This is a genomic window from Yersinia sp. KBS0713 (assembly GCF_005937895.2).
Classification (GTDB): Bacteria; Pseudomonadota; Gammaproteobacteria; order Enterobacterales; family Enterobacteriaceae; genus Yersinia; species Yersinia bercovieri.
This window is the reverse complement of the sequence record NZ_CP042173.1, coordinates 3,412,631-3,434,758: the sequence shown is the minus strand read 5'-3', so window position 1 is coordinate 3,434,758 and position 22,128 is coordinate 3,412,631. Positions and strand designations below refer to the sequence as shown.

Here is a 22,128-nt window from a genome sequence, read left to right as displayed (position 1 = left end):
TACGCGGGAGGTTGGTTATGTGCGAATTGCTCGGGATGAGCGCAAATGTTCCCACGGATATTTGCTTTAGCTTTACCGGCCTGGTGCAACGGGGCGGAGGGACTGGCCCACATAAAGATGGTTGGGGCATCACCTTCTATGAAGGTAATGGCTGCCGCACGTTTAAAGATCCCAAACCTAGCTTTAATTCACCGATTGCCCGCCTGGTACAAGATTATCCGATCAAATCCTGCGCAGTGGTTTCGCATATTCGTCAGGCAAATCGTGGTGAAGTGGCGTTAGAAAATACCCACCCATTTACCCGCGAAATGTGGGGGCGGAACTGGACTTACGCCCACAATGGTCAGCTCAAAGGGTATCGTCAGTTAGATACTGGCACTTTTCGGCCCATTGGCCAGACTGATAGCGAATACGCTTTCTGCTGGTTGCTGAATCAATTGGCGAAACGCTACCCTCGCACCCCCAGCAATTGGCCTGCGGTATTCCGCTATATCGCCACGTTATGTGAGCAATTACGCGCCAAAGGGGTGTTTAATATGTTGCTCTCGGATGGGCGTTTTGTGATGGCGTTCTGTTCGACGAATTTATACTGGATAACCCGCCGTGCGCCTTTCGGTAAAGCAACGTTGCTGGATCAAGATGTGGAGATCGATTTTCAGCAGCAGACCACACCTAACGATGTGGTCACGGTGATCGCCACTCAACCACTGACCGTCAATGAAACCTGGCACAAAATTGCACCAGGTGAGTTTTCATTGTTCTGTTTTGGTGAGCAAATTTGATTTGGTCAGGGCGTACTGCGATGCAGGAGCGCTGGAGATCGGTGGGCGGCTCAGTACATACTGCCCGTTGATCACGGAAACCGCAGGCGGCATCCGGTTCTTGGCAAAGTAGGCATATCCCGGCTGTAATTGACGCCAGAAATTGTAATCCGAAGAGTTACGATGGCGCTGCATGTTTTGCTCAGTCATGCGGAACGGGTAAATACTGATATCGACCTTTTCCTGACCAAAGATAAATGCTGTTTGCACGTAGTTAAATATCTCGTCCATATAGGCATCGGTCATTGCATAACAGCCGATTGATTTGCAAGCGCCATGGATCATCAGATATTTCCCTGAATAGCCCTGTGACTTGTCATAATCATTTGGGAAGCCAATATTGATTGCCCGATAAAATTTACTGTCGGGTTTTAAATGGCGCATATCAATACTGTAAAACCCTTCCGGACTTTTGAAATCACCCTCACGGCGTTTCGGGCCAAGCCCCCCTGAGAATTCACAGATACGATAGCTTTGTACCAGCCGATACTCGCCTTGTAATCGGGCATATAATTCCAGAGTACGTTCTTCTTTGAAGATCTGAATATAGACCGATGACCCGAGTAATTGCTGTTTTAGCTCTTTGGACACTGCCACCGGCTCACTGGCTGAGCTGGTGAAGGATACCGCAGGCAAACAAATTATTACCGCAAACATTATCGTCGCAAACAACGGCGCGATTTTGCTCATTTATTATTCCTACTTATATTATGTAAATTATGCCACTGCATCTTTTGATTTATAGGCGCAGATTATCAGTCGGAGCTTTTTTAGCAATATATGTTTTGTATAAAATAAGTACCAATTCGGTAAAGTTGAGTTGATGAAACGATTTTACCGAGTGTATTGAGAATTTAACTGGAAATTATTTGTGTTTGCTTGACTCAGGTCACTGCATTTGTCAGACAGTGCCAGTTGTAAATGCTAAAATCGACCACTGCTAATTCCGCTCGCCGAATGGCTATTTCATCAGTGACATTCACGTGAGAGGATATAGCGCTTATTTTCAGAGATTCTTTCAGTAAGCATTCATGTTTGTCCAATTGACTCGGCATTAAGCCGCCGTTTAAATGAGTCGTGAAAGTATCTTCCCTTTTTGTGGCTGTACACTCTGGGTTCAAGTACAGCATTTGATATCACTAATAAAGTTGTCCAACCTTATGATTAAAATAAAGAAAGGACTCGACCTCCCCATCGCTGGTGCACCTTTGCAGGTGATAGAAGATGGCCCTGCTATTCGTCATGTCGCGCTGCTCGGTGAGGAGTATGTGGGCATGCGCCCCTCAATGTTGGTGCAAGAAGGCGATTGGGTTAAGAAAGGTCAGGTTCTGTTTGAAGACAAAAAAAATCCGGGTGTGATGTATACCGCACCGGCCAGCGGCAAGGTCAGCGCCATCAACCGGGGTGAGCGTCGTGTACTGCAATCTGTGGTGATTGAAGTTGAAGGGGATGAGCAAATTCCTTTCGAGCCTTACGCTGAGGCCTCCCTCAATCAATTGAGTAATGAACAAGTACAAAACTCTTTGCTGGCTTCTGGTTTATGGACAGCATTGCGAACTCGTCCTTTCAGCAAAACACCCGTGCCTGGCAGTCGCCCACGGGCTATCTTCGTCAGTGCGATGGATACCCAGCCGCTAGCGGCCGATCCGCAGGTGATTATCGCCACTGAACCTGACGCTTTTAAGCATGGCTTAACCGTGCTTACGCGCTTAACTGAAGGTAAAGTGCATGTTTGTCATGCGCCGGGGCCGGTGATTACCACTCATCCGAACGCCCAGGTCACTTATAATGAGTTCTCCGGCCCGCATCCCGCAGGTCTGGTTGGCACACACATTCACTTCCTTGAACCCGTCAGCGCGCGCAAAACAGTTTGGCATGTGGGTTATCAGGATGTCATTGCTATCGGTAAACTGTTTACCCGTGGAGAGTTGTGCAGTGACCGCATCGTCGCATTAGCTGGCCCGCAAGTGAATCAACCTGTTTTACTGCGCACCTGTTTGGGGGCCAGTTTATCTGAATTGACAGCCGATAGGCTGAAAGAGGATGACAACCGCATTATTTCTGGCTCAGTCCTCAGTGGTACTGCTTTCTCCGCCACCCATGGCTATCTCGGGCGTTTCCATCAGCAAGTGTCGGTTATCCGCGAAGGGCGAGAAAAAGAGCTATTCGGTTGGGTGATGCCAGGTCGCGATAAATACTCTATTACTCGCACGACACTGGGCCATTTCTTCAAACACAAATTGTTTGCCTTCTCCACCAATATGCAGGGCGGAGAGCGCGCCATGGTGCCAATTGGTAACTATGAGCGGGTAATGCCACTGGATATTTTGGCGACCCATCTGCTGCGTGACCTGCTATCTGGTGATACCGATAGCGCACAGGCGCTAGGTTGTCTGGAACTGGATGAAGAAGATCTGGCCTTATGCACATTTGTCTGCCCCGGGAAGTACGAATACGGTCCGGTACTGCGCGACATACTGACCAAGATTGAGCAGGAAGGATAACCTATGGGCCTGAAAAGTTTTCTCGAGAAGATAGAGCACCACTTTGAAGCGGGTGGCAAATTAGAAAAGTACTATCCGCTGTATGAAGCTGCTGCCACCATTTTCTATACTCAGGGCAAAGTCACACCGGGTGCTTCTCATGTGCGAGATGCCATCGATCTGAAACGGATGATGATTCTGGTCTGGCTGGCGGTCTTCCCGACCATGTTCTGGGGGATGTACAACGTCGGCGCTCAGGCGATCCCGGCGCTGAACCAACTCTACAGTGGCGCGGAGCTACAACAGATTATTGCCAGTGACTGGCATTACCAACTGGCACAGATGCTCGGGGTCTCCTTTGCTCCCGATGCTGGCTGGATAAGTAAAATGGCGCTGGGTGCCGCCTATTTCCTGCCAATTTATGCGGTAGTGTTTTTGGTGGGCGGTTTCTGGGAAGTGGTTTTTTCCATTGTTCGCAAACATGAGATCAACGAAGGCTTCTTCGTTACCTCAATCTTATTCTCCCTGATTGTGCCCCCGACACTGCCACTTTGGCAGGCGGCGCTGGGGATCTCCTTCGGCGTGGTTATCGGCAAAGAGATCTTCGGTGGCACGGGGCGCAACTTCCTCAACCCCGCTTTGGCTGGGCGTGCTTTCCTGTTCTTTGCTTATCCTGCACAGATATCTGGTGACCTGGTGTGGACGGCTGCGGATGGTTTTTCCGGTGCCACCCCATTGTCACAATGGAGTGTTAACGGCAGCCACAGCTTGCTCAACACAGTGACCCAGCAACCTATCACTTGGATGGATGCCTTCCTCGGTAATATTCCCGGCTCTATTGGTGAAGTCTCTACGCTGATGATTCTAATTGGCGGGGCCATTATTCTGTTTGCCCGCGTGGCCTCCTGGCAGATTGTGGCTGGTGTGATGATTGGCATGATTGCGACCGCGTGCTTATTTAACTGGATAGGCTCTACCACCAACCCGCTATTTGCTATGCCATGGTATTGGCATCTGGTCCTTGGTGGCTTTGCTTTCGGCATGGTCTTTATGGCGACCGATCCGGTCTCGGCCTCCTTTACCAATACCGGTAAGTGGTGGTATGGCGGTTTGATTGGTGCCATGTGTGTCTTAATCCGCGTGATCAATCCGGCTTATCCGGAGGGAATGATGCTGGCTATCCTGTTTGCCAACCTGTTTGCGCCACTGTTCGACTATGTGGTTGTTCAGGCCAATATCAAGCGGAGGAGAGCCCGTGGCGAGTGATAAACCAAGAAATAATGACAGTATCGGCAAAACGTTGCTGGTGGTCATCGTGCTGTGTTTGGTCTGTTCCGTGATTGTTGCGGGGGCGGCTGTTGGTTTGAAAGCTAAGCAGCAAGAGCAGCGCTTGCTGGATAAGCAGCGCAATATTCTGGCGGTGACCGGTTTACTGCAACCGAGAATGCCGGCGGAAGAAGTGCAGCGTGAGTTTGCTAAACGCATTGAACCGCGTCTGCTGGATTTACAAAGCGGCGAATTTATCAAACAAGATCCCGCTACATTTGACCGTACTCAGGCGCTGCGAGATAACCAAATGAGTGTTGCACTGACTGCGGCACAAGATATCGCCGGTATCCGTCGTCGAGCTAACGTGGTTGAAATCTATTTGGTGCGCGGTGAAAACGGGCAGATCAATAAGATTGTCCTGCCGGTCTATGGTTCTGGTCTCTGGTCAATGATGTATGCTTTTGTGGCCATTGATAGTGACGGCAAAACAGTTCGCGGTATTACCTATTACGATCATGGTGAGACACCGGGGCTGGGCGGTGAGATTGAAAACCAAAACTGGCGTAACCAGTGGATTGGCAAGCGGCTATTTGACGATCAGGGGCAACCCGCTATCCGTATCGTTAAAGGGCGTGCGCCAGCTAATGATCCCCATGCGATAGATGGTTTATCAGGGGCGACGCTGACCTCTAACGGGGTACAAAACAGCTTCGATTTTTGGCTCGGTGAAAACGGCTTTGGCCCGTTCCTGAAAAAAGTGCGCGAAGGAGCGTTAAAAAATGGCTGATACCAAAGAGATTAAGCGGGTCTTATTCGGGCCGCTATTTGATAACAACCCCATTGCGTTACAGATCCTTGGGGTTTGTTCAGCGCTGGCGGTGACAACCAAGTTGGAAACTGCCTTAGTGATGACACTGGCGGTGACCTTGGTGACAGCCTTCTCCAGTTTCTTCATCTCATTGATTCGCAATCACATTCCAAACAGTGTGCGTATCATTGTTCAGATGGTAATTATTGCCTCGTTGGTTATTGTGGTGGATCAGATCCTACGCGCCTATGCCTATGAGATATCCAAACAGCTGTCGGTATTTGTCGGCCTGATAATCACCAACTGCATTGTGATGGGGCGTGCTGAGGCCTACGCGATGAAATCCCCACCGATTGAAAGCTTTATGGATGGCATCGGTAACGGTTTGGGTTATGGCGTGGTGTTAGTGCTGGTGGGCTTTGTCCGCGAACTGATTGGCTCCGGCAAACTATTTGGTGTGACGGTGCTTGAAACTGTTCAGAACGGTGGGTGGTATCAGCCAAATGGATTGTTCCTACTAGCTCCTAGCGCATTCTTTATCATTGGTTTGCTGATTTGGGGTCTGCGGACCCTGAAACCTGCGCAGATTGAGAAGGAGTAATTGACGATGGAACATTACATCAGTCTGTTTGTCCGCGCAGTGTTTGTGGAAAATATGGCTTTAGCATTCTTCTTGGGGATGTGTACTTTCCTGGCCGTTTCCAAGAAAGTATCCACTGCTTTTGGCCTTGGTATTGCGGTCACGGTGGTTTTGGGTATCTCAGTACCGGCGAACAATCTGGTTTATAACTTGGTGTTGCGGGATGGCGCATTGGTAGAGGGTGTTGATCTCAGCTTCCTGAATTTCATCACTTTTATTGGTGTTATCGCCGCCATTGTGCAGGTGCTGGAGATGATCCTCGATCGTTATTTCCCAGCTTTGTACAACGCGCTGGGGATCTTCTTGCCCCTAATTACTGTCAACTGTGCCATCTTCGGTGGCGTCTCCTTTATGGCGCAACGTGATTACAACTTCCCTGAATCGATTGTCTATGGTTTTGGATCCGGTCTCGGTTGGATGTTGGCGATTGTCGCGTTAGCGGGTATTCGAGAAAAAATGAAATATGCCAATGTGCCTGCGGGTTTACAGGGGTTAGGGATCACCTTTATCACGACTGGATTGATGGCATTGGGGTTTATGTCTTTCGCCGGTGTGAGCCTATAAAAGCAGGAATAATTCATGGAAATAATTCTGGGCGTAGTGATGTTTACCCTCATCGTGCTGGCGTTGACGGTAATGATTTTATTTGCCAAATCAAAATTGGTTAATACCGGCGATATTACCGTCGATATCAATGACGATGCGGAAAAAAGTTTTGTTGGCCCGGCGGGAGATAAGCTGCTCAATATGCTGTCCAGCCACGGTATTTTCGTCTCTTCAGCTTGCGGCGGTGGTGGTTCTTGTGGGCAGTGCCGTGTAAAGATTAAAGAGGGCGGCGGGGATATTCTGCCAACAGAGCTTTCTCATATCTCAAAGCGCGAAGCTAAAGAGGGGTGTCGGTTGGCATGTCAGGTTAGCGTGAAGCAGAATCTGAAAATTGAATTGCCGGAAGAGATCTTTGGTGTGAAAAAATGGGAGTGCGAAGTTATCTCCAATGATAACAAAGCCACATTTATCAAAGAGCTAAAGCTGAAAATACCTGATGGTGAGGTAGTCCCGTTCCGCGCGGGTGGTTTTATTCAAATAGAGGCTGAGCCACATACCGTCAAATACGCTGATTTTGATGTGCCAGAGGAGTATCGCGGCGACTGGGATAAATTCAATTTGTTCCGATATGAGTCCGTTGCCACTGAGCAGACCGTACGTGCTTACTCCATGGCGAACTATCCGGAAGAGCGCGGTATTATCATGCTTAACGTGCGTATTGCTGCGCCCCCCCCTTCACAACCTGATGCCCCGCCGGGGATAATGTCCTCGTATATCTGGTCACTGAAACCCGGTGATAAAGTGGTTATTTCTGGGCCATTTGGTGAGTTTTTCGCTAAAGATACTGACGCAGAGATGGTCTTTATTGGCGGTGGTGCGGGTATGGCACCGATGCGCTCGCATATCTTTGATCAGCTCAAGCGGCTGCATTCGAAGCGCAAAATCAGCTTTTGGTATGGTGCCCGTTCACGGCGTGAAATGTTCTATGAAGAGGATTTTGACCAGTTACAGGCCGAGAATGATAATTTCCGTTGGCATGTAGCGCTCTCGGACCCACAACCAGAGGATAACTGGACGGGATATACCGGGTTCATTCATAACGTTTTATTGGAAAATTATCTTAAAAACCATCCCGCACCAGAAGATTGCGAATTCTATATGTGTGGTCCGCCAATGATGAATGCAGCAGTCATCAAGATGCTGAAAGATCTCGGCGTGGAAGACGATAATATTATGCTTGATGATTTTGGTGGCTAATTTTTCACCATCCAGCTTCAAGTACGAAGGGGATACAGCTATTGAGGATATTGTGCAAAAACAGTTAATACATTGGCTAATGGCGGTTGCAGGGGTTTTTCTGCTTACGGGATGTGGCCCTGAGCAAATTAATCTCGAAGGTAAAACCATGGGAACCTCATACTCAATTAAGTATGTGAGTGACTCATCTACACCCAGCCCAGAGAAGCTCCAGCAGGAGATTGACCGCGAGCTGGAAGCCGTTAATGATCAGATGTCGACTTATCGACCTAACTCTGAATTGAGTCGTTTCAACAAAAGTCGAGAGGTGAATACACCTTTCCCGGTTTCAGATGCGACGGCGAAAGTTGTACGGGAGGCTATCCGAATTAACCGCCTGACGGATGGCGCGTTGGATGTGACTGTCGGGCCATTGGTGAACTTATGGGGCTTCGGCCCAGAAGGGCGGCCTGATGTGGTGCCTACCGAAGCTGAAATTGCTAAACGACGGGCATGGGTCGGCATTGATAAACTGGCTGTAGAAAATGGCGCTTTAGTCAAACGGATCCCTGAGTTGTATGTCGATCTCTCCTCTATTGCTAAAGGCTATGGGGTCGATGTAGTTGCTGAATATCTGGAAGCTAATAATATCACCAATTATATGGTTGATATCGGTGGCGAAGTGCGGACCCGTGGTAACAATGGTGAAAGCAAACCATGGCGCATTGCTATTGAAAAACCTGTGTCTGGTCTGGCACAAAGTGCTCAAGAGATTATCGAACCTGGGCGTATGGCAATTGCCACTTCCGGGGATTATCGAAATTATTTTGAGCAGAATGGTGTACGCTATTCTCATACTATTGATCCCGATACCGGCCGACCAATCAATCATCGGTTAGTCTCGATTACCGTTTTAGACCCGAGCTGTATGACCGCTGATGGGCTATCGACTGGCTTAGATGTCCTTGGGCCAGAACGGGGAATGGCATTAGCTAATTTACTGGGTATTCCGGTGCTTATGATAGTCAAAACCGATGAGGGCTTTGAGGAGCGCTATTCCGATGCATTCCAGCCTTATCGACAAAAACGGCCTTAATCGGAGGGGATATGTTGACTGTTTTTATCGCGTCCTTTGTCTTTTTCCTATTGGTTATCGCTGGGATGTCGCTAGGCTATATCGTAAAACGTAAAACTTTACAGGGCAGTTGCGGCGGCATTGGGGCGTTGGGGATGGAAAAAGTATGTGATTGCCCTGAACCTTGTGATGCGCGTAAGAAACGTTTGGCGAAAGAGGCTGCTCGCCAGAAGGCGCTGGATCAATATCGTATTTTATAGCCTGTGCTCAGATAGATAAAAATAGAGCCGATACGATAAATAAGTAGAGACGACAAAGCCCCAGCCAGCTATCTGTTGGCTGGGGTTTTATCATTTAAATTAAGTTAAATGGATATCTAATTACTTGTCATCACTGACAATTTTTTTAAACATAGCTGGCGAATCGACCATAACACCGTCCGCGCCTAATTCTTTTGCTTTCATATAATCTTCAGGCGTATTAATACCGAAGAATATAATATGTGCGTTAGTATTTTTCCGGAAACAATCAACCGCTTCTTTATCCCAGCTTAATACAGCGTTAGAACGCCCTTCACCTAGGGTATATTTCTCCACGACCTCAACATTTCGGTGTAATTCTAATCCATACCACCGCTCTTTATTATCTGTGGGTAAATTGCACTTATGATCCATGGTGATATTGGCTAACTGAGTCCGCGTAAGGTCGCGGCTTTCGAAACGTTTTACCTGATGTGATGGATCACTTGCCTTATTCACGGCATCCAGCGCGGCTAAATAAGTGTCATCGGTGGAGTAGACTCGGGTGCGAGATAGGCGGTTTTCCTCACCTTTAGTCGTCGCTTCAAGTGTTTTTTGCAATGCTTTGGCGAAGGTTGCCGGATTTGCATCTGGAGATTTGATGTCGAGATAAAATGTCGTAGTAGGAAACTGCTTTAATACCTCATCAAGTGTGGGAATACCAATGTGAACGTCTGGTTTAGGCGTAATATTATGTTTTTTATCATAAGCAACATTGGCGTCAACTTGTGCAAGTTGCTGTGCGGTATATGCAGATACTTTTCCCGACTTGTTGGTTAACTCTTTAAGGTCAGAGGGGCGATACAATACGGGAATATTATCTTTTGACAGTTGCAGAGTGATCCAAATTGCATCTGCACCATTATCTAACGCTTTTTTGATTGCTGGCAGCGTATTTTCCGGCGCATCCGCCGTTCCCCCACGATGAGCAATTATTTGTGGTGTCGGGGGTAATGCAGATGATGTAAGGGATTGAGCATTTACTGCAAAACCAGAGGATAATAGTAAAGTAGCCATTATATAATTTCGCATGATATTTAGTTTCCATCCATTAGTTAATAATGAATCTTTCTGAGATGAATGTTAATCATATAACTAACATTTTTCGACCTTGTCGAATTTAATGGTTTTTTTATAAAAATAAATAACAAAACACTTAAAAACCTTAATAACAGAATTCAATTCTGTTATATGAGAAATTGGTTAGCATTTTGATTAGGACAATTACTACCGCTTTTCAACTGAAGGATTAGGGAGGTGCTGTGGATTAGGATAATCTTGAGTTTTTCCCATTTAACTGTATTCTTATACAGTGGTTTGTTTGGGGAGATAACATGCGAAAAATTATTCATGTGGATATGGATTGCTTCTTCGCGGCAGTGGAAATGCGCGACGATCCTGGTCTGCGCGATATCCCCATCGCGATTGGTGGTAGTCGGGATCGGCGTGGCGTTATCAGCACTGCCAATTACCCGGCCAGGCGTTATGGCGTCCGCAGTGCTATGCCAACGGCAATGGCACTGAAACTGTGCCCGCAGCTTAAAGTTATTCCTGGCCGAATGGCGGCATATAAAGAAGCGTCACTGCATATTCGTGAGATTTTTGCCCGCTATACCCCATTAATTGAACCGCTATCCTTGGATGAAGCCTATCTGGATGTGTCTGATTGCCTTGCGTGCAGCGGTTCCGCCACCTTAATTGCACAAGAAATTCGCCAGTCGATTGCTGATGAACTGAATCTAACCGCCTCGGCTGGCATTGCCCCCATAAAGTTTCTGGCTAAGATCGCATCTGACTTAAATAAGCCCAATGGGCAATATGTGATCACGCCAGATCAGATCTTGCCCTTCTTGCATGATCTGCCGCTGAGCAAAATTCCTGGTGTCGGGAAAGTGACCGCTAAACGTTTACAAGAAGTGGGGTTGGTCACCTGTAGTGATGTACAAAACTATCCGCAAGCTGAATTATTAAAGCGTTTTGGTAAGTTTGGTCATGTGCTGTGGGAGCGCAGCCACGGTATTGATGAGCGAGATGTATCACCGGATCGCTTACGTAAATCAGTGGGTGTCGAAAGAACTTTGGCAGAAGATATTCATGATTGGGAGAGCTGTGAGTCATTGATTGAGCAGCTATATATTGAGTTGGAAACGCGCTTACGCAAGGTGAGGCCAGACCTACATATTGCTCGGCAAGGGGTTAAGCTAAAATTTCATGATTTTCAGCAAACGACGCAGGAACATGTCTGGCCACAACTGAATAAAGCCGATTTGCTACAAGTGGCGCGAACCGCCTGGAACGAGCGGCGTGCAGGGCGGGGAGTGCGCTTGGTGGGGTTACATGTCACTCTACTCGACCCACAACTCGAACGGCAACTGCTGCTTAGCTGGGAATAGCGCGGCATAAAAAAACGGCAGACCCCTCAGGCCCGCCGTTATCGTATCAATAGATTAGCTAAACCTATTTACGCACGTTCTGGAATCGCTTTTAGCAGCGCAGTCAGCAACTGCCAATATTGACCCACACTCTCGATGTGAACTTGTTCATCCGGCGAATGCGGGCCGGTCATGGTTGGCCCAATCGACACCATATCCATCTCTGGGTAAGGTTTTTTGAACAAACCACACTCCAGACCGGCATGGATCACCATGATATTTGGCGTTTTGTTGAATAACTTCTGGTAGGTTTCCCGCACCAACGCCATTACCGGTGAGTTAGGGTCTGGCTGCCAGCCAGGGTAGCCGCCTTTTGGTGAGGTTTTAGCCCCCGCCAATTGACCAATTGCCGTCAGCATACTCACCACGTAATCTTTGCCACTGTCGATCAGAGAACGAATCAGGCAAATGATCTCTGCTTCACTCTCATTCATGGTCACCACCCCCACATTCAGTGAGGTTTCTACCACGCCTTTAACCGCATCGCTCATACGAATCACCCCGTTTGGGGTCGCATTTAACAATGCCACCAAACGCTGTTGGGTATCTTTCGTCAGGGCTTGCGCATCGGTAGTAACAGGCTCTAGCAGCACAGTCAGATTTTTTTCCACTGCGGCCAATTCGTTTTTCAACGTCGCCAGATAGTCTTGACTCAAACTTTTCAACTGATCGATTTTATCTGCGGCGATGGCTAGCGTCACAGAGCCTTCGCGTGGGATTGCATTACGCAATGTACCGCCATTCAGATCCAATACCCGCAGATCTAAATCTTTTGCCTGTTCAAACAGGAAGCGGGCCAGCAGCTTGTTGGCATTGCCTAAACCTAAATGGATATCGGCCCCAGAGTGACCCCCTTTCAGACCCTTTAAGGTCAGTTTTAAGGTTTGGTAACCGGCGGGGATAGCTTCACGTTTTAGCGCCAAAGTAGTGATGAAATCAATACCACCAGCGCAACCCATATAGATTTCACCCTCCTGCTCGGAATCGGTGTTAATCAGAATATCCGCTTTCAACCAGTTAGGTTGCAGGCCAAATGCGCCGTCCATACCGGCCTCTTCGGTCATGGTCAGCAGCACTTCCAGTGGGCCATGCTCGACACTGTCGTCAGACAACACCGCCAGCGCGGAGGCCATACCAATGCCATTATCTGCCCCTAATGTGGTACCACGGGCTTTAACCCATTCACCATCGATATAAGGCTGGATTGGGTCTTTAGTGAAGTCATGTACCGTATCATTATTCTTCTGCGGAACCATATCCAGATGGGCTTGCAGTGCCACGGGCTTACGGTTCTCCATCCCTTTGGTAGCAGGCTTACGCAGCAGGATATTACCGACTTGATCACGTTCGGCGTGCAGACCTTTTTCTTTGGCCCACGTCATAATGTGCTGTGCTAGCGCTTCTTCATGGTAAGACGGGTGTGGGATCGAGCAGATTTTTGCAAAAATATCCCACAACGGCTGAGGCGAAAGTTGAGACAGTTCAGACACTGTAAGTCTCCTGTAATAGCATTCTCATATCGGCAGCCTCGCAATGGAGATGTCAGAGATGCTATTGGGTTGATGACTAAAGATTTTAGGGGTAATGACAAACCGCCATCAAGATGGCGAGATAGTTTGAGAATATCACTTTAATTGGCATTACGCGCGTATCGCTGCACAATTACCTTATCCGATCCGATTAATTAGCCAGATAATTGCTGGTTTTTATCCGGCTGGCTCACTATAATCTCGCGCAACCTTTTTTCCCCTTCTGATACATGGCAAGCCACTTCTTATACTGGCTGGGATTACATTTTATGAGCGAAAAATACGTCGTTACCTGGGATATGTTGCAAATTCACGCCCGCAAACTGGCACAGCGTTTACTGCCAGCCGAGCAATGGAAAGGTATCATCGCGGTGAGCCGTGGTGGATTAGTACCGGCTGGTATTCTGGCGCGTGAGCTGGGTATTCGTTATGTAGACACCGTGTGCATTTCTAGCTATGACCATGATAATCAACGTGATCTTAAAGTCTTAAAACGCGCTGAAGGCGATGGTGAAGGCTTTATCGTGATTGATGATTTGGTTGATACTGGTGGCACTGCGAAAGCCATTCGCGATATGTATCCGAAAGCACATTTTGTCACTATCTTCGCCAAACCGGCGGGCCGCCCATTAGTCGATGATTATGTGGTTGATATCCCGCAGGATACATGGATTGAACAGCCGTGGGATATGGCGGTGACTTTTGTTGCCCCCTTAAGCGGCAAGTAATTTAGCCAACTTTAAGCGCTCGGTATTGACCGGGCGTTCCATTTTCCTCGCAGTATGAGTACACTTGACTCCATCTGAGCAGCCCTTACCGGGCCTGATTCACGGCTTATGGAGGCTATTGTTACCATGGCACAAGCCAACCTTTCTGAAATTCTGTTCAAACCCAAATTTAAGCACCCTGAAACCTCGACTTTAGTCCGGCATGCCCATTGCAACCAGGCCATGAGTGTTCATTCGGCATTGGATGGTGACACCGCTAGCCATTGGTATCGAATGATCAACCGCCTGATGTGGACTTGGCGTGGTGTCGATCCCCTTGAGATAGAAGAGGTTTTATCGCGCATTGCCTGCTCAAAAGCGGAACATAGCGACAACGAACTGCTGGATACTGTGGTCGGCTATCGTAACGGCAACTGGATTTATGAATGGGCCCATCAAGCGATGCAGTGGCAGCAAAAAGCGATGGAAGAAGCTGAGCCGATGAGTGCGGGTCAATATTGGTTAAATGCGGCCAATCTCTACAGCATCGCCAGTTACCCGCACCTGAAAGGTGATGAGCTGGCCGAGCAGGTCGAAGTGCTGTCTAACCGCGCATATGAAGCCGCCGCTGAGCATCTGCCCTACACACTGAAAAAACTTGATTTCGCTATTTCCGATGGTGGCACCCTTTCCGGCTTCCTGCATATGCCAACCGTCGGCAGTGCGCCATTTCCGACGGTGCTGATATGTGGCGGGCTGGATACCTTGCAAAGTGATTATCACCGCCTGTTCCGCGACTATTTGGCGCCCAAAGGGATAGCGATGCTGACCATCGACATGCCATCCGTCGGGGCATCATCACGCTGGAAATTAACTCAGGACACTAGCTATCTGCATCAACAAGTGCTGCATGCATTGCCGAATATTCCCTGGGTTGATCACCAGCGGGTCACTGTTTTCGGCTTACGTTTTGGGGCCAATGTGGCGGTGCGCTTAGGTTATCTGGAACCTCAGCGGGTACGCGCGGTGGCATGTCTTGGGCCGATTGTTCATCATCTGTTGTGCAATAGTGATAGCCAGCGCAAAGTGCCGGACATGTATATGGATGTGATGGCCAGTCGCTTGGGCATGGCAGATGCATCTGATGAAACACTGAAAACAGAAATGAACCGCTACTCATTGAAAACACAGGGATTATTGGGGAGGCGCTGTCAAACGCCAATGCTGGCCGGTTTCTGGGAAAATGATCCCTTCAGCCCGAAAGAGGAGTCGAAACTTATTTGCTCTTCATCCTCGGACGGCAAATTATTGGCTATATCATCTACGCCGCTGTATGACAATTTCCATCGTGCATTATTGCAAACCAGCCAATGGTTAGAAGATAAAATGCGTTAATGAGTTGCTAATTTTTAACAATTTGCTAAAAAGGTGCGTCTACATAAGGAGATTTAAGAATGACGTCAACCAGTGCTCATCCTAAAAGCAAGCTTATGAAACGTTTTGCTGCTTTGGGGCCATACCTACGTGAAGGGCAGTGCCAGAATGACCGTTTTTTCTTTGACTGTTTAGCTGTTTGCGTCAATGTGAAGCTTGCTCCAGAGAAGCGTGAGTTCTGGGGGTGGTGGATAGAGCTGGAGCCTGCGGCGGACCATTTTACCTATGTTTACCAGTTTGGCCTGTTTAATAAAGAGGGCAGCTGGAAAGCAGAAAACATTAAAGATCCTGAAGTACAGGAGAAGCTGGAGACCACATTACGCGGTTTTCACAAGCGCCTGGCCGAAATGCTGACCTCTATTGAAATGAGATTGGTGCCCGCGCAAGATTTTAGCGAACAGCCCGTTAAGCTGTCGGCGTAAGAATTGCGCTGTTAATCGCTAAATAAGAAGAGCGCCCCCCTTTTGCACAATAAAAGGGGGAATATATTCTCATGCCTGTTGGCATAATGCTCCGCGCCTGTTACAACGTTTTATCTATCATCTCTTTTTTTAATTATCCCAACGGCAGAAAAATTATGAGTGGCAGCCAGACATTGGTTGTGAAATTGGGGACAAGTGTGCTGACTGGCGGTTCCCGTCGTCTTAACCGTGCCCATATTGTTGAGTTGGTGCGCCAGTGCGCCCAGCAACACGCCAAAGGTCATCGTATTGTTATTGTCACCTCCGGGGCGATTGCCGCCGGGCGTGAACACCTGGGTTACCCAGAATTACCCGCCACTATTGCCTCAAAGCAACTGTTGGCCGCAGTCGGGCAAAGCCGGCTGATTCAGCTCTGGGAACAGCTATTTTCTATCTATGGTATCCATGTGGGTCAGATGCTGTTGACCCGGGCTGATTTAGAAGATCGTGAGCGCTTTTTAAATGCGCGCGACACGATGAACGCCCTGCTGGATAACCGCATTGTTCCGGTCATCAATGAGAATGACGCCGTTGCTACCGCTGAAATTAAAGTGGGCGACAACGATAATCTCTCCGCATTGGCAGCCATTCTGGCCGGTGCGGATAAGTTGCTGTTACTGACCGATCAAGCGGGCTTGTACACCGCCGATCCCCGAAATAACCCCGCAGCAGAACTGATTCGCGAAGTGCATGGTATTGATGATGCCTTACGTGAAATTGCCGGTGATAGCGTCTCTGGTCTCGGCACTGGTGGTATGGCGACAAAACTGCAAGCTGCCGATGTCGCGTGTCGCGCGGGTATTGATGTGGTGATTGCCGCAGGGAGCCAGGTGGGGGTTATTGCCGATGTGGTTGACGGCACCCCCGTCGGCACGCGCTTCCACGCGCTGGAAACACCGCTGGAAAACCGCAAGCGCTGGATTTTTGGTGCGCCACCTGCCGGTGAGATCACCGTCGACGATGGGGCGGTCTCTGCCATTATGGAGCGGGGAAGCTCGCTGCTGCCGAAAGGTATTCGCAGCGTTAAAGGGAACTTCTCCCGTGGTGAGGTGATCCGTATCCGCAACCTCAGTGGGCGAGATTTGGCCCACGGCGTATCACGTTATAACAGTGACGCCTTGCGCCTGTTAGCGGGGCACCACTCGCAACAAATTAGTGAAATCCTCGGATATGAATATGGCCCGGTGGCTGTTCACCGTGACGATATGATTGTCAGTTAAGGAGCAAGCATGAGTATGCTGGAACAGATGGGAAAGGCCGCTAAACAGGCCTCCTGGCAATTGGCGCTACTAAGCACGGCCAAAAAGAATCAGGCACTTGCGGTCATCGCTAACCTGCTGGAGTCTGAAAGTCAGGCCATTTTGCAGGCTAATGAACAAGATATGAAAGCCGCCCGTGACAGTGGCATGAGTGAAGCGCTACTCGATCGGCTGCTATTATCACCCGCCCGATTAGCCGCCATTGCGAATGATGTGCGGCAGGTATGCCGCCTAAATGACCCTGTGGGCCGCGTGATTGATGGTAGCCTGCTCGACAGCGGCTTGAAGCTCGAACGCCGCCGTGTACCACTGGGGGTGATTGGTGTCATTTATGAAGCCCGTCCGAATGTCACCATTGATGTGGCCAGCTTATGCCTAAAGACCGGTAATGCGGTAATTTTGCGCGGTGGGAAAGAGACTCATCACACCAATCAGGCGACAGTGAAAGTGATCCAACAGGCGCTGGAGCAGTGCGGTTTACCCGCAGCCGCAGTGCAGGCGATTGAAAGTCCGGATCGCGAGTTGGTGAATGAGTTACTGCGCATGGATCGCTATGTTGATATGTTGATTCCACGTGGTGGCGCTGGTCTACATAAACTGTGCCGTGAGCAATCGACCATTCCGGTAATTACTGGCGGAATTGGCGTTTGCCATACTTTTGTCGATGAAAGCGCCGATGTTGAGAAGGCGCTATTGGTCATTGAAAATGCAAAAGTTCAGCGGCCAAGTGCCTGTAACTCACTGGAAACTCTGCTGGTTCATCAGGCCATCGCTGCAAGCTTCCTGCCCATATTGAGTGCCAGAATGCATGCTTTTGGTGTGACACTGCATGCCAGCTCGCAGGCCATGCCGTATCTGGTGGAAGCTAAGGCCAAAGTGGTGGCGGTGGAAGCCGCAGATTACGATGATGAGTGGCTCTCACTGGATCTGAATGTGGATATTGTGGCTGATATTGATGCTGCCATTAATCATATCCGCAAACATGGCACCAGCCATTCCGATGCCATTTTGACGCGCTCCCTCAGCAGCGCTGAACATTTTGTCCGCGCGGTAGATTCATCAGCGGTCTATGTCAATGCCAGCACGCGCTTCACTGATGGCGGTCAATTTGGTTTAGGGGCCGAGGTTGCCGTCAGCACGCAAAAACTCCATGCCCGTGGCCCTATGGGGCTGGATGCATTGACAACCTATAAGTGGATTGGCTACGGCGACGATTTAGTTCGCAGCTGATTGACCGCAAATTGTTGTTTGCAGATTAAAGCGATATTTGGCTCCCGCCGATGTCGCTTTATTTTTAACTCCCCTGACTCCCCGCCGAAAATACAAAAATAACCGCTAAAGTCATTGCGATATCTGCCGATAACCGTCTTGATACTTATAGGCTTTTAATAATCTGGGTAGCCAGGGCGATAAATTAAAGATGGAGAATGGCAGGTGAGCGAAACGTCTAAAGAGAATTTTGTTAAAACGAATAAATTAGCGATCTGTGCAATTCTTCGGGACTTAAAGAAGAACGATACCGCCGTGATGGTGACCCATGCGCGCGGGCAATTTATTAGCCGTATTCTGGATGTGGTACCCGAGACAAATCAGTTTATTTTTGATTTTGGCAGCGTAGAGCATGAAAACATTTCAGCCTTGGCTGCGAATCAAATCACCATCATTGCGGAACCTACCGGTGCAAAAGTCGAATTTACCTGTAGTCCATTGAGAGAAATAAAGTATTTATCACTGCCGGCTTTTAGCACCGCCCTTCCTGAGCAACTTTACTTCATTCAACGACGGGAATATTTTCGCGTCAATATTCCTCAGTGGCCTGCTTATTACTGCTCAGGAAAATTCGCTGATGGTAGTAAATTCTCCTATACACTGGCAGATATCTCCTTGGGTGGAATGGGTCTATATGCAGTGAAAGGCAGTGAGTTCCCGCTGCAAGGATGTGGCATTTTGCGTGATGTCTCGGTTGATTTATGCGGTTTTGGTATTTTTAAATTAGACCTGCAATTTATCCGAGCCATTGATAAAAAGGTTGTAAATAACAAAGGCGAAACACTCACGATGCAGCGCCTGAGTTTTAAATTCCCTCACTTAAGCCCAATTCAAGAAAAAGGGCTGCAACGCGCCATTTTTGAACTGGAAAAGCAGCAAACTGCCAAGGCACGAAAATTTCAGGATGGTATCTAATTGAGGAATTTCACACTGATATGAACACAATCGAGATAGTCAATCAGCGCTATCTCAACGGAATAAAATAAAAATTGAAAAATATGTTGAATTATCATGCGACTGGCCCAATATTATAAGCTGGTTATTAAGGAGGATTAAGCATGGGGATCAGCGAAGAAGAGAGTATCCGCCGTTTGACTGATGAGAAAAACTCGATTGGTCATTCGGCTAAATGGGTAGCAATAATTTCTGCTGTCTATTTTGTTATTATGCTGTTTTATCAGCATGAGCTGGGCGTATTAACTCTGGCTGGTAGCATTTTTGTCGTATCATTCTCTATCTGGATGAAGAAGCGCCAAAAAGTGAAATCTTATCGAAATCAGTTGCAACAGATGGATGAAGACAAAGCGCTTTAATGCCAGATAATAGTTTTATCGAGCCTGATAAGCTGTTTATCCGGTTTTCAGATCGCTATTTTCTTTCGTTTGCAGCTATGTCAGCACCAACAGATTATTACTGCCCACCATCAGTGATAGTATGTACTTACCGCGACTATTTCCTTGCCAGCGATTTAGACATATTAAATCCGGTCACGGCAAATGCCATTTTCTCATACAATCTTTTCGCTTGTGGATTATCAGCCGCTACCCGCAGTTTTATCTCAAATACACCCTGAGCAATTAATTGTTTTTCTAATGCCGCTAAGCACGCCGAGCCATAACCCTGACGTTGACACGGTGGTAGTACGTAGAAATCCTTAATAAAGGCTGCACTATCCTCTTTGCCTAATCCGTACCATAAATAACCCACCAGCTGTTCCTCACCGCTGATATTATCTCTATTTTCGATGCAAAAAAGATGATCACTTGGGCTATTAACACCTTCCGGCAAATAGTTATCAAAGCTATGCGTTGCATAAGCCAAAGCTTTCTCCGCGCTATAATCACTATTAGACACTAAATCATGCGCATACTCGGTAATAAATATATTCCTATAGTCGCCAAGCTCCTCAGCCAGCATTGCTCTAAGCGTAACCATAATATCTCCCGCGCTATTGTGATGCTGCAATTCACCCACTATAGTGGATTTAGTTTGAGAAAAGTATATTAACGCTTTACAGGAAATATGATAGATAAATTAAATCAGTGAGTTAAACCATCAGCGGGGATGTAATGATAACACAAAATAGCCATACAGATGTAGTTGAAAGGCAGTTCGGCGATCAGGCTAATGCCTATTTGACGAGTGCGGTTCATGCTCAGGGTAAAGATTTACAGCGCCTGGTAATGCTACTGCAACCCGATGGTCATGCTCATTTACTCGATCTTGGATGTGGGGCTGGACACGCTAGTTTCGCAGCGGCGGGCGTGGTGAAGTCTGTTGTTTCATATGATCTTTCCGCACAGATGCTACAAGTGGTTAGCCAGGCAGCAGCAGAAAAAAATCTGACGAATATTGTTGCAAAGCTCAACTAATCGCCACCATCTTTCAAGTTGCCGGTGTATTGGCTGCGTTTGCCTACCCGAATCACTGATTTGTCGCCTTCCTGCATCTTGATAATCTATAAAGTATAAACTTGGGCAGCGGCCAAATATATCGGCGTCTGTCCTTGATTATCTATTTTCTTGTCTCCAGTGACATAAAATATTTTATTTCCTCCTTATTCCCCACACAATGATTGATGTTCTTTACAGAGCATTACGTCTCCTTGCAGTGGAGCGCTCATAATTATTCTCACAAAGACGTTACATACAACCCGCCTGTTGGAGAATTTTATGAAACTATTACCTATTATCGCAGCCGCACTTATTGCCACCGCTTCATTCGCCACTATGGCTGCGCAAGAAGTGAGTCCGGAACAAGCGACGAAGTTGCAGAGTATGGGGGTTATTTCTATTTCTAATGTCAGCGGTTCACCGATGGATGTGGAGTCAGCATTAAATGAGAAAGCAACCGCAGATGGTGCTAGTCACTATCGGGTCATTGGCATGAGCAATCCAGGTGACTCCAGCAATTACAGCGCCAGTGCTGAAATTTATCATTAATTATTCACAATAAGTGATAATTAATGAAATAGTTAGAGATGCGTTCGGTATTGCAATCACCATCGTGCTCTCTGCTACGAGTAAGCCCAAGTTAACAATGGCGAGTTATTGTTAATTTGGGCTTACTCATTTCATGATCATCTCTATTTTTCCTCATGGCATTTTCTATTTGCCGACTAAAAATAATTAATTATTAGAGCAATCTTAATGATAACTTAAGGAATATAAGGTGTTATTGTGATGTATCTGGGGCAGCGAGGAGAGGCTATGTTAAACACCGTTCGGCGTAATTTTAAAAGTCAATTTTCCTATTTACAGCGCTTTATTGCCTCACCACGTACGGTTGGCACGTTGGCTCCTTCTTCGCCTTGGTTATGTCAGGCGATGTTGAATCAGGTGGATTGGAAGCAACATCTTAATATTGCTGAACTAGGTGCCGCTGATGGTGTGCTAACAAAGCGGATCTTGTCACATATGTCAGCAGACTCTCACTTACAGGCTTACGAAATTCTGCCCCACTTTGTGCACGCATTACATCAGATAAACGACCCGCGTTTGCAGGTTGTTGCTCGCTCGGCCGAACAGTTAGATCAAAATTATGATGTGGTATTTTGTTGCCTACCACTGCTCTCGATCCCAACCAAGATCAGCATCAGAATATTGCAACAGACTCAGCAGCGCTTACGCGCAAGCAATGGGATGTTGGTTTTGTTCCAATACAGCCAGCTTTCCGAGCCTTTGCTATCCCGCTACTTCACATGGAAAAAGATACGGGTAGTGCGTAATTTCCCTCCTGCAATAGTTTACATTTGCCAGCCTCGTTAGAACCCCCAATTTACAGCCTCTGATATTCCCTGCACCATGATCTCTGATTTCTCAGAGAATCATCAGGCGAAAGCACCGCTAATGACTTAAAAA

23 protein-coding genes and 1 pseudogene are annotated in these 22,128 nt (G+C 47.8%); 20 read left to right on the top strand and 4 right to left on the bottom strand.

Annotated features, from left to right (window positions below; translation table 11 throughout):
* Positions 1 to 17 precede the first annotated feature (17 nt).
* The gene (locus tag FFE93_RS16485) at positions 18 to 782 is read left to right on the top strand and encodes a class II glutamine amidotransferase (protein WP_005274961.1); all 765 of its coding nucleotides are present in this window, start codon (positions 18 to 20) and stop codon (positions 780 to 782) included.
* Here FFE93_RS16485 and dpaA read toward each other — a convergent pair.
* The gene (dpaA, locus tag FFE93_RS16480; RefSeq protein WP_032898038.1) at positions 753 to 1,511 is read right to left on the bottom strand and encodes a peptidoglycan meso-diaminopimelic acid protein amidase; all 759 of its coding nucleotides are present in this window, start codon (positions 1,509 to 1,511) and stop codon (positions 753 to 755) included. The genes FFE93_RS16485 and dpaA overlap by 30 nt on opposite strands.
* 470 nt (positions 1,512 to 1,981) lie before the next feature.
* Between dpaA and FFE93_RS16475 the strand changes: the two genes are divergently transcribed.
* The 8 genes from FFE93_RS16475 (at position 1,982) to nqrM (ending at position 9,138) form a co-directional block, all read left to right on the top strand.
* Positions 1,982 to 3,325 carry a Na(+)-translocating NADH-quinone reductase subunit A gene (locus FFE93_RS16475; RefSeq protein ID WP_057648710.1) on the top strand — a complete coding sequence of 448 codons (1,344 nt, stop codon included), beginning with the start codon at positions 1,982 to 1,984 and terminating at the stop codon, positions 3,323 to 3,325.
* A gap of 3 nt (positions 3,326 to 3,328) precedes the next feature.
* Positions 3,329 to 4,570: an NADH:ubiquinone reductase (Na(+)-transporting) subunit B gene (locus FFE93_RS16470; RefSeq protein WP_005274955.1), complete on the top strand. Its 1,242-nt coding sequence runs from the start codon at positions 3,329 to 3,331 to the stop codon at positions 4,568 to 4,570.
* A complete protein-coding gene (locus FFE93_RS16465; protein WP_032898037.1) occupies positions 4,560 to 5,360 on the top strand; it encodes a Na(+)-translocating NADH-quinone reductase subunit C in 801 nt (266 codons plus the stop codon). Before FFE93_RS16470 ends, FFE93_RS16465 begins: the two co-directional genes overlap by 11 nt.
* On the top strand, positions 5,353 to 5,982 hold the full coding sequence (locus FFE93_RS16460) for an NADH:ubiquinone reductase (Na(+)-transporting) subunit D (RefSeq protein WP_032898036.1): 630 nt from the start codon (positions 5,353 to 5,355) through the stop codon (positions 5,980 to 5,982). Before FFE93_RS16465 ends, FFE93_RS16460 begins: the two co-directional genes overlap by 8 nt.
* Before the next feature lie 6 nt (positions 5,983 to 5,988).
* The gene (gene nqrE, locus FFE93_RS16455; RefSeq protein ID WP_005274947.1) at positions 5,989 to 6,585 is read left to right on the top strand and encodes an NADH:ubiquinone reductase (Na(+)-transporting) subunit E; all 597 of its coding nucleotides are present in this window, start codon (positions 5,989 to 5,991) and stop codon (positions 6,583 to 6,585) included.
* A gap of 15 nt (positions 6,586 to 6,600) precedes the next feature.
* On the top strand, positions 6,601 to 7,824 hold the full coding sequence (gene nqrF / locus FFE93_RS16450) for an NADH:ubiquinone reductase (Na(+)-transporting) subunit F (RefSeq protein ID WP_005274945.1): 1,224 nt from the start codon (positions 6,601 to 6,603) through the stop codon (positions 7,822 to 7,824).
* Positions 7,825 to 7,903: 79 nt separating this feature from the next.
* Positions 7,904 to 8,899, top strand: a complete 996-nt coding sequence (locus FFE93_RS16445) for an FAD:protein FMN transferase (protein ID WP_172676382.1) — start codon at positions 7,904 to 7,906, stop codon at positions 8,897 to 8,899.
* An 11-nt stretch (positions 8,900 to 8,910) separates the two neighbouring features.
* Positions 8,911 to 9,138, top strand: a complete 228-nt coding sequence (gene nqrM / locus FFE93_RS16440; RefSeq protein ID WP_005274941.1) for a (Na+)-NQR maturation NqrM — start codon at positions 8,911 to 8,913, stop codon at positions 9,136 to 9,138.
* Between the two features lie 120 nt (positions 9,139 to 9,258).
* Here nqrM and FFE93_RS16435 read toward each other — a convergent pair whose 3' ends face one another.
* On the bottom strand, positions 9,259 to 10,209 hold the full coding sequence (locus FFE93_RS16435; RefSeq protein ID WP_138775604.1) for a glycerophosphodiester phosphodiesterase family protein: 951 nt from the start codon (positions 10,207 to 10,209) through the stop codon (positions 9,259 to 9,261).
* A gap of 302 nt (positions 10,210 to 10,511) precedes the next feature.
* Between FFE93_RS16435 and dinB the strand changes: the two genes are divergently transcribed.
* Positions 10,512 to 11,570 carry a DNA polymerase IV gene (dinB, locus tag FFE93_RS16430; RefSeq protein WP_005274935.1) on the top strand — a complete coding sequence of 353 codons (1,059 nt, stop codon included), beginning with the start codon at positions 10,512 to 10,514 and terminating at the stop codon, positions 11,568 to 11,570.
* A 68-nt stretch (positions 11,571 to 11,638) separates the two neighbouring features.
* Here dinB and pepD read toward each other — a convergent pair whose 3' ends face one another.
* Positions 11,639 to 13,099 carry a beta-Ala-His dipeptidase gene (pepD, locus tag FFE93_RS16425; RefSeq protein ID WP_005274931.1) on the bottom strand — a complete coding sequence of 487 codons (1,461 nt, stop codon included), beginning with the start codon at positions 13,097 to 13,099 and terminating at the stop codon, positions 11,639 to 11,641.
* Positions 13,100 to 13,407: 308 nt separating this feature from the next.
* Between pepD and gpt the strand changes: the two genes are divergently transcribed.
* The 7 genes from gpt to FFE93_RS16390 all read left to right on the top strand — a co-directional run bounded on the left by gpt (position 13,408) and on the right by FFE93_RS16390 (position 19,581).
* Positions 13,408 to 13,866: a xanthine phosphoribosyltransferase gene (gene gpt / locus FFE93_RS16420; protein WP_004873509.1), complete on the top strand. Its 459-nt coding sequence runs from the start codon at positions 13,408 to 13,410 to the stop codon at positions 13,864 to 13,866.
* A gap of 126 nt (positions 13,867 to 13,992) precedes the next feature.
* The gene (gene frsA / locus FFE93_RS16415) at positions 13,993 to 15,240 is read left to right on the top strand and encodes an esterase FrsA (RefSeq protein ID WP_032898035.1); all 1,248 of its coding nucleotides are present in this window, start codon (positions 13,993 to 13,995) and stop codon (positions 15,238 to 15,240) included.
* 59 nt (positions 15,241 to 15,299) lie between these two features.
* Complete coding sequence (gene crl / locus FFE93_RS16410; RefSeq protein WP_032898034.1) at positions 15,300 to 15,701, top strand: sigma factor-binding protein Crl; 402 nt, start codon at positions 15,300 to 15,302, stop codon at positions 15,699 to 15,701.
* 155 nt (positions 15,702 to 15,856) lie between these two features.
* On the top strand, positions 15,857 to 16,960 hold the full coding sequence (gene proB / locus FFE93_RS16405) for a glutamate 5-kinase (RefSeq protein WP_005274920.1): 1,104 nt from the start codon (positions 15,857 to 15,859) through the stop codon (positions 16,958 to 16,960).
* Positions 16,961 to 16,975: 15 nt separating this feature from the next.
* Positions 16,976 to 18,229 (top strand): glutamate-5-semialdehyde dehydrogenase, encoded by a 1,254-nt coding sequence (gene proA / locus FFE93_RS16400; RefSeq protein ID WP_186367722.1) that lies wholly within the window; start codon positions 16,976 to 16,978, stop codon positions 18,227 to 18,229.
* 204 nt (positions 18,230 to 18,433) lie between these two features.
* Positions 18,434 to 19,183, top strand: a complete 750-nt coding sequence (locus tag FFE93_RS16395) for a flagellar brake protein (RefSeq protein ID WP_138775600.1) — start codon at positions 18,434 to 18,436, stop codon at positions 19,181 to 19,183.
* 143 nt (positions 19,184 to 19,326) lie between these two features.
* Entirely contained in the window at positions 19,327 to 19,581 is a 255-nt protein-coding gene (locus FFE93_RS16390; RefSeq protein WP_005274914.1) for a hypothetical protein, read from the top strand.
* A gap of 136 nt (positions 19,582 to 19,717) precedes the next feature.
* Here the strand turns inward: FFE93_RS16390 and FFE93_RS16385 are convergent, their stop codons facing one another.
* Positions 19,718 to 20,203, bottom strand: coding sequence for a GNAT family N-acetyltransferase (locus FFE93_RS16385; RefSeq protein WP_138775598.1), 486 nt, complete (start codon positions 20,201 to 20,203; stop codon positions 19,718 to 19,720).
* A gap of 134 nt (positions 20,204 to 20,337) precedes the next feature.
* Between FFE93_RS16385 and FFE93_RS16380 the strand changes: the two are divergent.
* From FFE93_RS16380 to FFE93_RS16370, 3 genes and pseudogenes are all read left to right on the top strand, one after another.
* Positions 20,338 to 20,631, top strand: a pseudogene (locus FFE93_RS16380) (class I SAM-dependent methyltransferase); the annotation flags it as partial.
* 309 nt (positions 20,632 to 20,940) lie between these two features.
* Positions 20,941 to 21,210, top strand: coding sequence for a YdgH/BhsA/McbA-like domain containing protein (locus FFE93_RS16375; protein ID WP_005274904.1), 270 nt, complete (start codon positions 20,941 to 20,943; stop codon positions 21,208 to 21,210).
* A gap of 267 nt (positions 21,211 to 21,477) precedes the next feature.
* A complete protein-coding gene (locus FFE93_RS16370) occupies positions 21,478 to 22,035 on the top strand; it encodes a class I SAM-dependent methyltransferase (protein ID WP_049602067.1) in 558 nt (185 codons plus the stop codon).
* Positions 22,036 to 22,128: the final 93 nt, after the last annotated feature.